Raw genomic sequence first — 13,942 nt, 5'->3', positions numbered from 1 at the left:
GCTCTCAGCCGCTATCCTGTATGAGGTATGTCGACCGTTCTGCGCTCGTATTCGAAGATCAACCTGGGTTTGGCGATCGGGCCCACGCGTCCGGATGGCTTTCACGGCCTGACCACGTGTTATCAAACACTTGAGGCGCATGACCTGGTGACGGTCGAGGCTCACCCCGCCTCGGTGACGGCCATTTCCCTCGCCTGCAACGACGAGCGCGTCCCCTGCGACCACCGGAACACGGCCTGGAAGGCAGTCGAGCGGACGCTGACGGCGATGGGAGTCACAGCGACGGTCTCCATCCATATAGAGAAGCGCCTCCCGGTGCAGGGCGGCATGGGTGCGGGCTCGGCCAATGCCGTGGCAGCGGCCCTGGCGCTCGAAATCGAGCTGGCGAAGCATGGCGTTGCTCCGCTTTCCGGCGCGCAGCGGCTGGAGGTGGGCGCGGCCGTGGGTTCGGACGTGCCGCTCTTTCTCATTGGCGGAGCGGTGCTCGGCGTCAGCCGAGGCGAAGAGGTCTATCCCCTGCCGGATTTCGAGTCGACGCATTGCGTCGTGGCCCTGCCCGAGATCGGCGTCTCGACGCCGGAGGCCTTCCGGGACTGGGATAAGCTGCATCTTGAACGAACTGCTGCATTGACCCCGGCCTCATCCTCCGATAAACTTAGTGAGTTGAGTAAGGCTCTCGCTTCTGCCATGAGCGAGCCGCACTCCTCCGGTGTCTTCCGCAATGCGGGGGGCCTGGCCGAGAGATCGAAGCATTCTGCAGAATCTGTAGAAGAATCGAATCCGCTTCTCGCGCTTGTCCGAACCGGGATTGAAAACGACTTCGAAGAAGTTGTCTTTCCGCGATATCCCCAGCTCGGACAAATCAAGCGCGTTTTAGAAGGCTCGGACAGGTCTGTTTCGGACACGACGGGGCATGCGGCGATCTACGCCTGTCTCTCCGGTTCCGGTTCGGCCCTTTTCGGCCTGTACCGCACCGCCGAGGCGGCCGAGGCAGCAGTCGCGCGGCTGGAGGCACAGGGCATACGATCCCTGCTGACCAGAACCCTCCCGCGGGAACGCTACTGGGGCAGCATGCGGGTGAAGTAGATCAACGGATTTTTCGTTGATGTGTAGTATCCAGGTTTTTTACTGGGCGATCGACTAATGGTAGGTCAAGTGCCTTTGGAGCACTTTGTCTAGGTTCGAATCCTAGTCGCCCAGCCAGCTTTCCCCCTTTCGGCGTTACCCGCCGGGAGGCAGCAGCCCTGGCAGGACATCGCCAGAAACCACCATGCAGGACAACCAGGGCAAACCAGCCCGGGAGAATCTTGTGAAGAACGAAACGGTATTGGAAGCAGAAGCGGTACAGGCAGCGGAACTCGACGGCGCGAAGAAGCCGGTCGAAAAGAAGCGCGGCAAGAGCTACAGCGACGACAAGCGCTTCAAGATCTTCTCCGGTTCGGCGAACCGGGAGCTGGCGACCGAGATCTGCAAGACGATCGGCGTGACGCTGGGCGAGACGAAGATGCAGCGCTTTGCCGATGGCGAAGTCTACTTCCAGCTGCTTGAGAACGTTCGCGGCGCCGACGTGTTCGTCGTGCAGCCGACCTGCAACCCAGTCGATCAGCATCTGGTGGAGCTGCTGATTATGATCGACGCGCTAAAGCGCGCATCGGCCGGCCGCATTACCGTGGTCGTCCCGTACTACGGCTACGCCCGGCAGGACCGTAAGGACCGTCCGCGCGTGGCAATCAGCTCGAAGCTGGTGGCCGATCTGCTGACCACCGCCGGAGCCAACCGCGCGCTGTTCATGGACCTGCACGCGGCTCAGATTCAGGGCTTTTTCAACATCCCGGTCGATCACATGTTCGCCAGCCCCGTGATGGTTGGCTACTTCCGGGAGCTGAACCTGCCCAATCTTACCGTGGTATCGCCTGACGCCGGTGGCGTCGAGCGCGCCCGGTTTTTCGCCACCAAGATCGGTGCGCCGCTGGCCATTGTGGACAAGCGCCGTACCGACATCAACGTGACGGAAGTGATGCACGTGATCGGCGACGTGGAGGGGCGCAGCTGCCTCATCCTCGACGACATCGTGGACACGGCCGGCACGCTGGTGAAGACGGTGGACGCGCTGCTCGCCAAGGGCGCAACTCAGGTGTATGCATGCGCTTCGCATGCCGTGCTTTCGGGCCCAGCCATCGACCGCATCGCGAACTCGAAGCTGAAAGAGCTGGTGGTGACCGACTCGATTCCGCTGACGGAAGAGGCCAGGAAGACCGGCAAGATCAAGGTCCGCTCGGTGGCCGGGCTCCTGGCAGCGACCATCGAGAGCATTCACATGGAGACCAGCGTCAGCTCGCTGTTCAATTAGCTGTTAGCTTCCAGCTCCTGGCTTTTAGCTGGGACGGTTGCGAAGTTAAGGTTTAAGGCTTTCTTTGAAAGAGGGAAGCCGAGAGTTTGGAAGTCGTCGAGAGCAGTGATTTCAGGCCTGGAGGCCTGAGGCGGTTCTCAAACACAATCTGCCTTTGGCTTTCTCAAAAGCCAAGGCCATAAAGGGAGCGGCAACAGCATTCGATCAGCGAGTTTTTAGCTAGAAGCTAAGAGCTAGCAGCTAGAAGCTGACCGTGCCCGAAAGGAAAAGACAATGATCAGCCAGGAACTCGTAGCAGCGACGCCCCGTGAGGGCAAGTTCAACAAAAATGCGGCACGCCGCGTGCGCGTAGCGGGCAAGATTCCCGCAGTCGTCTATGGCGCCTCGGAGCCGGCGGTTGCCGTCGAAGTCGACCCCAAGCAGATCCAGCGCATCCTGTGGTCGGAAGCCGGCCACAACTCGATCTTCGATCTGGAGATCAGCGGTGCAGCCAAGACCAAGGCCATGATCGTCGACTGGCAGTATGAGCCCATCAAGGGCACCCTGCTGCACATCGACCTGAAGCGGATCGCCCTCGACAAGCCGATGCGTGTTCACGTCCCCGTGCAGCTGACCGGTACCCCGGCCGGCGTGAAGACCCAGGGCGGCATCCTCGACCAGGTTCTGCGTGAAGTCGAAGTCGAGTGCCTGCCGACCGATATCCCGAGCCACATCGATGTGGACGTGGCGAACCTCGAGATCGGCGGCGTGATCCGCGTGGCCGACCTGCCGCACGGCGACAAGCTGAAGTTCCTCAGCGGCGCCGACGCGACTGTGGCGCACGTCATCGCGATCAAGGAAGAAGCGGCCCCGGCGGAAGGCACCCCGACCGAGCCGGAAGTGGCGAAGAAGGGCAAGCCCGCTCCGGCGGCTGCCGCGGCTCCGGCCAAGAAGTAGCTGTAGATGGCGGACGGCAAGGGTGTGCTGCTGGTGGTGGGGCTCGGAAATCCGGGCATCGAATACCAGTTCACACCGCATAACGCAGGGTTCCTGGCCATCGATCGCGTCGCCGAGTCTCATGGTGCGACGGTGGCCAACCGCAGAGGCAAGGCGCTGACGGCGAAGGTTCGAATCGCCGGCCGGGAGACGATCCTGGCAAAGCCGGAGACGTTCATGAATCTGAGCGGTCTCTCGGTGGCGGCGCTGGTGGAGGAATTCGGCGCCGATCCGCAACAGGACCTGATCGTGCTGTACGACGAGCTGGCCCTCCCTCTGGGCGCGATGCGCATTCGGGATGGCGGTTCGGCCGCAGGGCACAACGGAGCGAAGTCGATCAACGCGACGCTCCGGACGGAAGATTGGGCAAGGATCCGGATCGGTGTCGGTCCGGATCAGAGCCCGGAAAGCGCATACCGGCGGGGCAAGGATTACCTGCTCTCGCCCCTGCGCAAGGCGGACCTGGCCACGCTGGCAGAAGTGCTGGATAAGGCAGAGCAGGCCGTCGAGAAATTTGCGGCCAGTGGAATCAGGGCCGCGATGAACGAGTTCAACCGCCGGGACAACCCTCCCGCGGCGTAGGAAAGAGCAGCCCGGGTCGGCAGAAGAGCGCAGACCGGCCGGCAGAGAGAGCCGGCGGAAAATTACTCCGGAGTGACAGCGCCACGCGCGGCCAGTCCAGGGAAGAGAGAACCAGAGTATGGATCGTTTCTATGAAGTAATGTTTATCGTTCGCCCCGACATCGAGGACGCGGATGTGGACAAGCTGATCGCCGGCTTTGAGCAGACGATCACCAACGGTGGCGGCAACCTGCGTTCGACCGAGAAGATGGGCCGCCGCAAGCTCGCCTACACGGTTCGCAAGTTCAACGAGGGCAACTACATCCTCCTCACCCTCGATGCCGACGGCAAGCTGGTGGCCGAGCTCGAGCGCCGTCTGCGCGTCACCGAGCAGGTGATCAAGTTCATCACCGTGCGCATGGACGAGGAAGAGAAGCGCCTCAACAAGATCAAGGCCATCCGCGCCTCGCGCAAGAAGCTGAGCGCACAGCCCGTGGTTGCCGCTGAGCCTGTTGCCGCCGAGCCCGTTGCTCCCGCGACCGAGACCGCCGCTCCGGCAGCTGTCTAATCGCGCTTTTGAGATCGCCGTTCCCCGAACGGCACAGCAAGACCCAAACGTTACATCGCGGCCTCCGATAGCCGCGGAGAAGGATAGAGAAAATCATGGCTGACGAAACCACGCCTCGCGCTCCGGAAGCTTCCGCTCCGACTCAGGGCGCTCCTGCACCTCGCACTGGCGGTCCCCGCTCCGGTGGCCCCGGCGGCCCTGGCGGTCCCGGTGGACGCAAGTTTTTCCGCCGCAAGAAGGTCTGCAAGTTCTGCACCGAGAAGATCGACGCGATCCCGTATCGCGACGTCCGTCTGCTGCAGGGCTTCGTGGCCGAGCGCGGTAAGATCGTGCCCCGCCGCCTGACCGGCGTATGCACCACGCACCAGCGCCGCCTCACGCGTGCGATCAAGCAGGCTCGCAACATCGCCCTGCTGCCCTTCGCCGCGCGCTACTAGAACTGGTTCGGATATCGAGATAAGTCATAGGCGGGTGAGGCCGGCTCAAGCCGGCCCCTGCCGCAGGAGATCGCAATGGAAGTCATTCTTAAGGAAGACGTCAACAACCTCGGCCACCGCGGCGACGTGGTGAAGGTAGCCGACGGCTACGGCCGCAACTACCTGCTGCCGAAGAAGCTGGCCATGGAGGCGACTGCCGCCAACAAGGCTGTCATCGAGCAGATGAAGGCCTCGGCCGTCCGCAAGTCCGCCAAGGAAAAGGGCGAGGCGGAAGCGCTCGTCGCCCAGCTCAACACCCTGTCACTGGTTTTCGTCCGCAAGGTCGGCGAGAACGAGCACCTGTTCGGTTCGGTCACCTCGGCCGACATCGCGCACGAGCTCGAAGCCAAGGGCTTCAACATCGACCGCCGCAAGGTCCAGCTCGAAGAGCCCCTCAAGCAGGTCGGCGAGTTCCACGTGCCGGTCAAGCTGCACCGCGAAGTCACCGCCCACATTCCGGTCACGGTCAAGGGCGAGGAAGCCGCAGCCGAATAACCTCTGCGCTTCAGCAACAATAGAAACGGGACGCCGCAGGGCGTCCCGTTTTCTTTTGCCCTGTCTTTCTCTCAAGCGGTCACGCTTCAACTGGAGCCGCGTCCATCCGGGACACCAGCTCCTCGCCAAATCTGCGCCAGCCCGCAATCAGGTCCGGCTGGACTGCGCTGGATCTGCGATTCAGCGTCATGGGACGGTACCGCTCGCCCAGTCTCTCCTGAATCCAGCTCTCATAGCGCACGGCCCAATCCAGAAACGCCCCCACATGCTCCAGCGACAGCGCACGCGGCTGCGAGTCCAGAAGAGACGCATCCCAGGCATCGCATCGCGGAGCCGTTCGGGGCACAAAGGCGAAACGATTGAGATAGACCCCCTCACGCGTTCCGGCAAAGACACCGAAGCCCCATATCCGAATGATGCTCTCCTCATCGAGAGCCAGCGTGTACTGGCTGCATCCGCCCGAGCCCTCAGGAGCCCGCAGCCGCGTGAAGCCATACTCCAGCAGCAGATTGCCCTCTTCGCGCCGAATGTCCTGCCCCCACGCCCAGCACTGCGCGTCCAGCAGGCGTGCGCCGCGTCTGGCCAGCGCATGCGGCCACTTCAGTGGCGCCGTATCCTGAGCGTCGAGGACCGAACCCTGCGGCGAACAGATGCGGCTCAGCTCTCCGGCAGCGGCATCAGTGCGTGGGAGCAAGCGCCACCTGACCCTGCTCACCGCGGAACATGCCCTCAAAGGGATCCTGCCAGAGCTGCCAGCTCCGCGGCCCTTCGGCAAGCTCTTCCTTCGTGACGAGTGCCCGCTCCAGGCGCTGTTCGACCGCCGCCCGGTCCATGCCCGCGCCGATGAAAACAATCTCCTGCCTCCGGTCGCCATACGGCGCGGCCCATACCTTCTTGAGATATTCGTTCGTCTCCTCGTCCAGTTCGACGGAAGAGTAGGACGCCAGCCAGTTCCCCTGCGTCTCCACTGCAATGGTGCTGCCGGCGATCGAGAAGAGGATCAGGTCGTCATGGTGCGAAGCGAGCCACAGGAAGCCCTTCGCGCGCAGGACCGTCGGAATCCCGTCATCCATCAGCTTCTCCAGCCGCTCGGGATGAAACGGCCGCCGTGCGCTGTAGACAAAGCTGGAGATGCCGTATTCCTCCGTCTCCGGCGTGTGCTGTTCATTCAGCTCGCGAACCCAGCCAGCCGAAGCCTGCGCGGCATCCATGTCAAAGAGTCCCGTGTTGAGGACCGCATCGAGCGGCACCTCTCCGCGCGTGCAATGCACCTGCTTCGCCACCGGGTTCAGGTGCTTCAGAATCGCTTCGAGGCGATGCAGCTCTTCGCTCGTGACCAGATCGCACTTGTTCAGCACCAGCACATTCGCAAACTCGACCTGGTCGATCAGCAGATCGGAGATCGAACGCTCGTCGTCCTCGCCCAGCGCAAGGCGACGGTCTGCAAGGTCATCCACAGATTGAAAATCGTTCAGAAAGTCTGCGGAGTCGACCACCGTGACCAGCGTATCCAGGGTCGCGACCTCGGACAGGGACTGCCCGCTCTCATCCATGAACGTGAAGGTGGCCGCAACCGGCAGCGGCTCGGAGATGCCCGTCGATTCGATCAGCAGGTAATCGAAGCGCCCCTCGTGCGCAAGGCGCGAGACCTCCTGCAGCAAATCGTCGCGCAGCGTGCAGCAGATGCAGCCGTTGGTCATCTCGACAAGCTTCTCCTCGGTCCTGCTGAGGCCTGCGCCGCTGTTCTCCACCATCCGTGCGTCGATGTTGATCTCGCTCATGTCGTTGACGATGACGGCGACGCGCTTGCCATCGCGGTTATGAAGGATGTGGTTGAGCACGGTAGTCTTGCCTGCGCCAAGAAAGCCGGAAAGGACGGTTACGGGGAGTTTCTGCATTGCGTCACCTCTATTGCTAATGAGAATACATTTGCATTATTAGATTAACAAATCGAGGACGTTCTATGATGAACAAAGACGAGAGCGATGCCGGAAGCGAATCGAAATACGAAGCAGAAGGCCGCCATCCACGCGGCTTTTGAGATGGAAGACCGCCCGCTGACGCCGGAAGAGGTGCAGGTGCTGGCGCAGAAAGAGGGCGCGTCGGTAAGCCTCGCCACCATCTACCGCAACATCAACTCCCTGCTCGAAGAGGGCTGGCTGCAGAGCGTAGGGCTGCCGGGCATGCCGTCGCGCTATGAAATCGCGGGCAAGGCGCATCATCATCACTTCTATTGCGATGCCTGCGGGAAGCTCTTCGAGCTGAAGGGCTGCGGCATGCCGAAGATCAGCCGCCTGCCGGAAGGCTTCCGCGCCGTGAGCCACGAGGTCATCGTGCATGGCCTCTGCGACACCTGCGGATAAATCACGAGCCGGCCGATCGCATAGAGTGCGATCCACCGGCTGCCTTGCGATGAATTCGTATCTTCCCTGCTCTTATCTCCCCGGACCAGGGTGGTCGGGCGGATGATTCGGGTGGTCGGGATGATCGGGGTGTGGTCCCGCATCCGGTGGAGGCGGTCCGTGATGGTGGTGACCGCATCCGGCCATCGGCAGCATCAGCGAGCCGGCAATCATGGCCAAAGCCATGGCAGGCACGAGCTTTGCATTCAGCTTCTTCATCTCTCCATTTTCCTTTGATCGGCTGGGTTTCAGGACAAAAGACCGCACATTCGTATTTCGACTCTGGACACGCGCCGTCAGAGCGCCTATCCAGCAGGGATGCGGCCTGTATGACAGGGTTTGTTCGGTCCCGCTTTCTCTCTCCAGACAGGAACGCCTCCCGCATGGGAGGCGTTCCTGTCTGTTGCTGTCTTCGCTCTTAGATCGACTGGTTCAGCACGCGGTTCAGGCGCTGCACGAACGTGGCCGGATCCTTGAGCGGCACGCCTTCGAGCAGCAGGGCCTGGTCGAAGAGCAGCCACGCCGCGTCTTCCACCCGGCCGTTGCTTGGGTCGGCGAGCAGCTTGCGGATGATCTCGTGATCCGGGTTGATCTCGAGCGTCGGCTGCACCTCGGGCAGTCCCTTCTGGCCCATGGCCTGCATCATCTGGCGCATGCGCGCGCTGGGCTCGTCCTCGTCGGAGACGATCACGGACGGGCTGTCGGCCAGCCGTGAAGATGCGCGGACGTCCTTCACCGCTTCTCCGAGCGTCGCCTTGATCTTCTCGAGCAGCGGCTTCAGCTCTTCGGCCCTTTCGGCAGTCTTCTCCGGCGTCGCGTCGTCCTTGAAGTCTTCCGACACCGACGACTTGTTCACCGACTTCAGATCCGTGCCGTCATACTGCGGCACCTGCGAGAAGACGATTTCATCGATCTCGTCGTCGAGAATCAGGACTTCGATGCCCTTCTTCTTATAGATCTCGAGCAGCGGCGAGTTGCGCAGCATGCTCTCCGTGCCGCCGGTGATGTAGTAGAGCGCCTTCTGCTCCGACTCCATGCGCGCCTTCACCTCGGCCAGCGAGGTCAGGCCTTCGGCCTTCGTCGACTTGACACGGATAAGGTCGAGCAGCGTGTCGCGGTTGGCGAAGTCGCCGTAGACGCCTTCCTTCAGCGGCCGGTTGTACTCGGCGATGAACTGCGCGTACTTGTCTTTGTCGTTCGAGGCGATCAGCTTGAGTTCGGAGAGAATCTTCTTCACGCTCGCCGTCTTGATGCTGGTCAACACCTTGTTCTGCTGCAGAATCTCGCGCGAAACATTCAGCGGCAGGTCTTCGGAGTCGATGATGCCGCGCACGAAGCGCAGGTACTGCGGCAGCAGCTCTTTCGAATCATCCATGATGAAGACGCGCTTCACATAGAGCTTCACGCCGCCCTTGTAATCCGCCTGGTAAAGATCGAGTGGAGCCTTCGATGGAATGTAGAAGAGCGTGGTGTATTCGAGCGTGCCCTCGGCGCGTGTGTGGAACCAAACCAGCGGATCGTCCCAGTCGCCGGAGATCGACTTGTACAACTCCTTGTAGTCGTCATCGGCGAGCTCGGACTTCGAGCGCCGCCACATGGCGCTGGCCGCGTTCACCTGCTCGGTGGTGCGCGTCTTTACCGATTCCTTCTTCTCCGCATCCCAGTCGCTCTTGTCATAGGTGAGGAAGATGGGGAAAGCGATGTGGTTCGAGTACTTCTTGACGATCTCCTGCAGCCGCCAGCCGTTGGCGTACTGCGCGCCCTCATCGTTGAAGTGGATGAGGATGGTCGTGCCCGCGCTCTGCCGCGCCTCCGCGCCTGAGACCTCTTCGAGCTCGAAGCCGGTCTTGCCGTCGGAGGTCCACTTGAAGCTCTTCTCCTCGCCTGCCTTGCGCGAGATGACCTCGACCTTGTCGGCCACCATGAAGACCGAATAGAAACCCACGCCGAACTGGCCGATCAGGTTCGAGTCCTTGCGCGCGTCGCCCGAGAGCTGCGAGAGGAAGTTCTTGGTACCCGAGCGCGCGATCGTGCCAAGGTGGGCGACGAGATCCTCCTCGTTCATGCCGATGCCGGTGTCGGAGAGCTTGAGCGTCTTCGCTGCCTCATCGAGTTCGAGGTCGATACGCGGCGACTCGATGCCATGACCCACCAGCGCCTTGTACTTCTCGTCGGAGATGCTCAGATGGCGCAGCTTGTCGAGCGCATCGGAGGAGTTCGAGATCAGTTCGCGGAGAAAGATCTCCGGGTGTGAATACAGCGAATGGACGATCAGCTGGAGCAGCTGGCTTACTTCTGTCTGAAATTCCTGCTTGGACATAACACCCCAATTATTGCCAAAAATTCCGGCAAGATGAAGCGGGGCATCCGGCCATTTCTGCTTTACTCCGGGCTGAGGCCTCTGGCAGCATGGGGCTCACCTGCGTATCGGGCCCAGGCCGGCACGCGGAATCTCTCCCAGCTGCTCAAGGTGCTCGCCAAATGCTCACAGTGGAGCGTTTCGATTTTCCCCGTTCTGGCCGTTACGGCCTCGCCGCAACAGCGTTGACGCTGCTCCTTGCCTTCACCGCGCCGCTCTCCGCGCAGACGGCGGACACTGCACAGAAAACGCCCCCGCCGCTGGCCTTCGATGTTGCCACGGTGAAGCCGGTGGACACCTCGCACATAAACACGGTCGAGCTGCGCGTGTATCCGGGCGGGAGACTGGTGATCCACACGCAACCGCTCAGCATGCTGGTTGCTGATGCGTTCGACGTGCCGTGGGACGAGGTTATCGGCACCGGAAGCAAGATTACCGAAAAGAGGTTCAACATCGAGGCCGTTCCTCCTCCGGATCTGAGAAGCAAGATCCAGGAAGGCGAATACTCCAACCTCGGCATCCGCAGCCCGGAGGAACGCGGCATGCTGCAATCGCTGCTGATTGAACGGTTTCACCTGAGGTATCACTGGGAAAAACAACCCGGCACCGTATACCTCCTGGAGCGCGGCGCTGGCCCACTCAAGCTGGAGCCAGCAAAAATCAATCTTTATACAAAGAGCGATAACGGCGACTTCACCCCTACCCAGTCCTACCCTACGGGAGATCTCGGCATGGCCGCCGGACATGTAGTGAGCTTCGACATGGCGACCATGCATCAACTGGCCTTCGCGCTCACTCGAGAAGAAGAAGCCCCGGTCATCGATGAGACCGGCCTCCAGGGCTATTACAACTTCACTTCAAAGACAGTTGTTACCGAGGAAGACTTTAAGGATCGAAGCGTCTTTCACATGTACACGGCAACTGTCCCCGAGATGGGCCTCAAGCTGGTAAAAACCACCGGCACCGTGGAGAAGCTGGTCGTTGACAGCTGGGAAACGCCGGACGCGAACTAACGACTGCGTCAAACTCTTTTTCACATCCTGTTATTCCGGCCAAAGAGAGCCGCAGGCGAACGCAGTGTAGGAGCTTAAGTCGATATCAGGAACTGAAACAGCAGGTTTCTCCGCTGTGCGAGACAAAATCCGTCTCGCTCCGGTCGGAATGACAATGCTTGCAAAGCGATATGTAGCCATAGCTTGATCGGCAGATCACCGCCCGGAAGCCGCCTGCTGCTGGCTCAATGTCTGCTCGAACGTCTTCTGCGCGTCGGCCACATAGTCCTGATACCCCTGCGGATCGATGAACACCCGAGGCCCATCCTTCGGATAGTGCTTGAGCTTCGCAAGCATGTTGAAGTACTGCCCGTGCGCGCCGAGGAAGACGTCGCAGGGCAGCGCGTGCAGCGTGGCGAAGGTGTGCTGGAAATCCTCCACGATGCCGGGATAGCTCACCGGATGGCCAGGCGTAGCAACGAAATGAAACTCCGACCAGAAGCCCGTCCCGCCCACGATGACGATATTGCGCCATGTCCCTGCCGGCTCGCCCGGGATGTGCATGCGCATCGTCCACGTGGTGCAGCCGCGCGTGTGCCCGGCGGTCTTGTGCGCGACGAGGACCACGCCGCCCAGGCTCACCGTGTCTCCATCATGCAGCACGCGATCCACATGCACCGGGGCATAGTTACGCACATTCGGTGAGGGCGCCAGAAAATCCGTGCGCGCGCCAGTCTCCACCACGCTCACATCGCCGTCCATCACCATGTTCTTCGCATGCGTCTCGCGCACGATCGCGGCTGCGCCAGCCATGTGATCGAAGTGTGCCTGACTGTTCAGCAGAATCTTCGTATCGCTCCAGCGAAAGCCGAGTTTCTCCACGCTCGCGCGGATCTGCGGCGGCGACGAGGCGAGGTTCGCATTGATAAGAATGTTGCCCTTCACCGTGACCACCAGGTAGCTGGCGAGATCCTTGCTGCCCACATAGTAGAGATTGTCGGCAATGCGGAAAGGCGTGATCGGCGTCGTCCACGCCGGATCTGCTGCATGCGCCAGCGTGGGAATCACAAAAAGGACACTACAGACCAGAAACAGCAGGCGAGAAAGAAAGGCGCGCATCCTCTCCTCTATAGCAGATTGCGAAGAGCCGCCCGGGAAAGAAGAAAGGGCCCGGCTTTCACCGGACCCTTCGCCGTTACTCCCTATCTATTCCCCGATGGCCGCGCCGAAGATCCGCAGATAGTTTCCGCCGCCAATCTTCTCTATCTCGTCCGGCGTGAAGCCGGTCTTGAGCATCGCCTCCACCACGGTGTAGAAAAAGCCGGTCGTCTCGCCCTCCCATGCCAGGTTGGTGCGCTCGCCATAATGCGGTCCCGGTTGCGGTCCCGGTTGCGGTCCCGGCGGCGGCCCCTGAGGCGAACCGCCCTGCGGGCCACCGGGATGATCTCCGCCCGGAGCGCCACCCGGAGGAGGGCCACCGGGTGGTGGACCCCAGGGATGCTGCATCGGCTGCGTCAGCTTCGTATCCGTACCGATGATCACGTGATCGATCCCGATGACATCCGCCATCGCGCGAAGGTTCTGCGCATATTCCAGCGGCGTGCTGGTCAGGTGCAGCCAGATGCCCACCGCCCCGCCTGCGGTGGCCACGACCTTGGCCTGCTCCTTGCTGATAAGCCGCGGCTTCATCATCTGCGCCATGCGCGGATCGCTGCCCAGCCGCCAGTCCGGTCCGGTGTGCGAGATTACCAGCGGCCTGGTCGAGATCTTGACCGCATCCTGCGTCGTCTTCATGTCGCAATGAGCGAGGTCGATGAGCATGCCCAGCCGGTTGCATTCGCGGATCACGTCGATCCCGAAGGGCGTCATCCCGCCGTAGCGTGGAGGATTGGTGTAAACATCGCCCAGCGGCGTCGTGGCATCGCTGTCATGCAGCAGGCCGAAGTGCCGCAGCCCGCGATGATAGGCCTCTTCCACGCGCTCCAGCTTCCCTTCGAGAAAGTGCGCGCCTTCGATCGACTGGATCACCGTCGGCTGGCCCTTCTTGTGCGCTGCCTGCACATCTTCCGGCGTCAGTGCGCGCTTCATGCCATTGCGCGCCAGCTGGCGATCCATGCAGCCCATCGCCACCTTGAAGCGCTCATAGGCATCGCCCTTCTGATAATCGGTCGCAAAGGTCATGCAGATCGCCGAGAGCCCGGATTTCTTCAGCTCGCCGGAGAGATCGATATCCGCCCCCGGCAGCTCGGCTTCGGTCATCGGCACATCGATGTGGTTGTGCGTGTCGATGCCGATCGACTTCTTCACGATCTTCGCTACCCGCGACTCGGACACATCCGCGACCCAGGCGCCGCGAGCCCACGCCGCAGGTGTGCCGGCCATCATCGCCGCCCCAGCGGCCATGGTCATTGAGGAGAGAAATTGCCGCCTCGTACGACTCGAAGTCGGATACGAGCTGCGGCTCGAGCGAGATTCCATCAGAGATTCCTCCATGCAACATCTACAGGAATGCGCCTGCATTCGTGGGATGCACCGCGGCGCCTGCATCTACACCGCGTTCCGGCTGCTTCCATCATAGCGACGCTTGCGCTCTGCGCAGCAGGATGGCGCGGGGATTGAGTCCAGTGAACATGGCTGCAGCTTTGTATTGGCCACGACCAGCCAACTCCCCATTTCCTTCCGGTTTTGATGAGCGTATTGGCGATGAGGCGTTCGTCAAGAATCACCCACAGACTCCGGGGATTCTTAGATCGATCGCTTATGA

At 61.5% G+C, this 13,942-nt stretch carries 15 protein-coding genes and 1 tRNA gene; 10 read left to right on the top strand and 6 right to left on the bottom strand.

Going from position 1 to position 13,942, the window contains the following annotated elements:
• Positions 1-27: 27 nt before the first annotated feature.
• The 8 genes from QM649_RS06920 to rplI all read left to right on the top strand — a co-directional run bounded on the left by QM649_RS06920 (position 28) and on the right by rplI (position 5,425).
• A complete protein-coding gene (locus tag QM649_RS06920; RefSeq protein ID WP_415198290.1) occupies positions 28-1,086 on the top strand; it encodes a 4-(cytidine 5'-diphospho)-2-C-methyl-D-erythritol kinase in 1,059 nt (352 codons plus the stop codon).
• 43 nt (positions 1,087-1,129) lie between these two features.
• Positions 1,130-1,203 (top strand) — tRNA-Gln (locus tag QM649_RS06915).
• A 106-nt stretch (positions 1,204-1,309) separates the two neighbouring features.
• Positions 1,310-2,350, top strand: coding sequence for a ribose-phosphate diphosphokinase (locus QM649_RS06910; protein WP_415198289.1), 1,041 nt, complete (start codon positions 1,310-1,312; stop codon positions 2,348-2,350).
• Positions 2,351-2,623: 273 nt separating this feature from the next.
• The gene (locus QM649_RS06905; RefSeq protein ID WP_415198288.1) at positions 2,624-3,286 is read left to right on the top strand and encodes a 50S ribosomal protein L25; all 663 of its coding nucleotides are present in this window, start codon (positions 2,624-2,626) and stop codon (positions 3,284-3,286) included.
• A gap of 6 nt (positions 3,287-3,292) precedes the next feature.
• Entirely contained in the window at positions 3,293-3,907 is a 615-nt protein-coding gene (gene pth / locus QM649_RS06900; RefSeq protein ID WP_415198287.1) for an aminoacyl-tRNA hydrolase, read from the top strand.
• A gap of 118 nt (positions 3,908-4,025) precedes the next feature.
• The gene (gene rpsF, locus QM649_RS06895) at positions 4,026-4,454 is read left to right on the top strand and encodes a 30S ribosomal protein S6 (RefSeq protein ID WP_415198286.1); all 429 of its coding nucleotides are present in this window, start codon (positions 4,026-4,028) and stop codon (positions 4,452-4,454) included.
• Positions 4,455-4,549: 95 nt separating this feature from the next.
• Positions 4,550-4,891, top strand: coding sequence for a 30S ribosomal protein S18 (gene rpsR / locus QM649_RS06890; RefSeq protein ID WP_415198285.1), 342 nt, complete (start codon positions 4,550-4,552; stop codon positions 4,889-4,891).
• 75 nt (positions 4,892-4,966) lie between these two features.
• Positions 4,967-5,425 (top strand): 50S ribosomal protein L9, encoded by a 459-nt coding sequence (gene rplI / locus QM649_RS06885; RefSeq protein WP_415198284.1) that lies wholly within the window; start codon positions 4,967-4,969, stop codon positions 5,423-5,425.
• Between the two features lie 79 nt (positions 5,426-5,504).
• Here rplI and QM649_RS06880 read toward each other — a convergent pair whose 3' ends face one another.
• Both QM649_RS06880 and QM649_RS06875 read right to left on the bottom strand, forming a co-directional pair.
• A complete protein-coding gene (locus tag QM649_RS06880) occupies positions 5,505-6,119 on the bottom strand; it encodes a hypothetical protein (protein WP_415198283.1) in 615 nt (204 codons plus the stop codon).
• Entirely contained in the window at positions 6,103-7,323 is a 1,221-nt protein-coding gene (locus QM649_RS06875; protein WP_415198282.1) for a GTP-binding protein, read from the bottom strand. The genes QM649_RS06880 and QM649_RS06875 overlap by 17 nt, the downstream gene beginning before the upstream one ends.
• Before the next feature lie 87 nt (positions 7,324-7,410).
• Between QM649_RS06875 and QM649_RS06870 the strand changes: the two genes are divergently transcribed.
• Positions 7,411-7,788 carry a Fur family transcriptional regulator gene (locus tag QM649_RS06870; protein ID WP_415198281.1) on the top strand — a complete coding sequence of 126 codons (378 nt, stop codon included), beginning with the start codon at positions 7,411-7,413 and terminating at the stop codon, positions 7,786-7,788.
• Between the two features lie 72 nt (positions 7,789-7,860).
• Here QM649_RS06870 and QM649_RS06865 read toward each other — a convergent pair whose 3' ends face one another.
• Positions 7,861-8,046 (bottom strand): hypothetical protein, encoded by a 186-nt coding sequence (locus QM649_RS06865; protein WP_415198280.1) that lies wholly within the window; start codon positions 8,044-8,046, stop codon positions 7,861-7,863.
• Positions 8,047-8,245: 199 nt separating this feature from the next.
• On the bottom strand, positions 8,246-10,147 hold the full coding sequence (htpG, locus tag QM649_RS06860; protein WP_415198279.1) for a molecular chaperone HtpG: 1,902 nt from the start codon (positions 10,145-10,147) through the stop codon (positions 8,246-8,248).
• A 161-nt stretch (positions 10,148-10,308) separates the two neighbouring features.
• Between htpG and QM649_RS06855 the strand changes: the two genes are divergently transcribed.
• Positions 10,309-11,199: a TIGR03435 family protein gene (locus QM649_RS06855; protein ID WP_415198278.1), complete on the top strand. Its 891-nt coding sequence runs from the start codon at positions 10,309-10,311 to the stop codon at positions 11,197-11,199.
• 195 nt (positions 11,200-11,394) lie between these two features.
• Here the strand turns inward: QM649_RS06855 and bla are convergent, their stop codons facing one another.
• Together bla and QM649_RS06845 are read right to left on the bottom strand one after the other, a co-directional pair.
• Positions 11,395-12,297 carry a subclass B3 metallo-beta-lactamase gene (gene bla, locus QM649_RS06850; protein ID WP_415198277.1) on the bottom strand — a complete coding sequence of 301 codons (903 nt, stop codon included), beginning with the start codon at positions 12,295-12,297 and terminating at the stop codon, positions 11,395-11,397.
• Between the two features lie 87 nt (positions 12,298-12,384).
• Positions 12,385-13,656 carry a dipeptidase gene (locus QM649_RS06845; RefSeq protein ID WP_415198276.1) on the bottom strand — a complete coding sequence of 424 codons (1,272 nt, stop codon included), beginning with the start codon at positions 13,654-13,656 and terminating at the stop codon, positions 12,385-12,387.
• Between the last annotated feature and the right edge of the window lie 286 nt (positions 13,657-13,942).

Source organism: Silvibacterium sp. (assembly GCF_047605705.1).
Classification (GTDB): domain Bacteria; phylum Acidobacteriota; class Terriglobia; order Terriglobales; family Acidobacteriaceae; genus Silvibacterium.
Note: the sequence above shows the minus strand (reverse complement) of the source record. Positions and strands in the feature narration are given on the sequence as shown.

What these genes read in the sequence shown, in the direction of transcription:
- rpsF (WP_415198286.1), top strand. Translation starts at nt 4,026, where the DNA reads ATGGATCGTTTCTATGAAGTAATGTTTATCGTTCGCCCCGACATCGAG.
- QM649_RS06870 (WP_415198281.1), top strand. Translation starts at nt 7,411, where the DNA reads ATGCCGGAAGCGAATCGAAATACGAAGCAGAAGGCCGCCATCCACGCG.
- pth (WP_415198287.1), top strand. Translation starts at nt 3,293, where the DNA reads ATGGCGGACGGCAAGGGTGTGCTGCTGGTGGTGGGGCTCGGAAATCCG.
- rplI (WP_415198284.1), top strand. Translation starts at nt 4,967, where the DNA reads ATGGAAGTCATTCTTAAGGAAGACGTCAACAACCTCGGCCACCGCGGC.
- QM649_RS06865 (WP_415198280.1), bottom strand. Translation starts at nt 8,046, where the DNA reads ATGAAGAAGCTGAATGCAAAGCTCGTGCCTGCCATGGCTTTGGCCATG.
- bla (WP_415198277.1), bottom strand. Translation starts at nt 12,297, where the DNA reads ATGCGCGCCTTTCTTTCTCGCCTGCTGTTTCTGGTCTGTAGTGTCCTT.
- rpsR (WP_415198285.1), top strand. Translation starts at nt 4,550, where the DNA reads ATGGCTGACGAAACCACGCCTCGCGCTCCGGAAGCTTCCGCTCCGACT.
- htpG (WP_415198279.1), bottom strand. Translation starts at nt 10,147, where the DNA reads ATGTCCAAGCAGGAATTTCAGACAGAAGTAAGCCAGCTGCTCCAGCTG.
- QM649_RS06920 (WP_415198290.1), top strand. Translation starts at nt 28, where the DNA reads ATGTCGACCGTTCTGCGCTCGTATTCGAAGATCAACCTGGGTTTGGCG.
- QM649_RS06845 (WP_415198276.1), bottom strand. Translation starts at nt 13,656, where the DNA reads ATGGAATCTCGCTCGAGCCGCAGCTCGTATCCGACTTCGAGTCGTACG.
- QM649_RS06855 (WP_415198278.1), top strand. Translation starts at nt 10,309, where the DNA reads ATGCTCACAGTGGAGCGTTTCGATTTTCCCCGTTCTGGCCGTTACGGC.
- QM649_RS06875 (WP_415198282.1), bottom strand. Translation starts at nt 7,323, where the DNA reads ATGCAGAAACTCCCCGTAACCGTCCTTTCCGGCTTTCTTGGCGCAGGC.
- QM649_RS06905 (WP_415198288.1), top strand. Translation starts at nt 2,624, where the DNA reads ATGATCAGCCAGGAACTCGTAGCAGCGACGCCCCGTGAGGGCAAGTTC.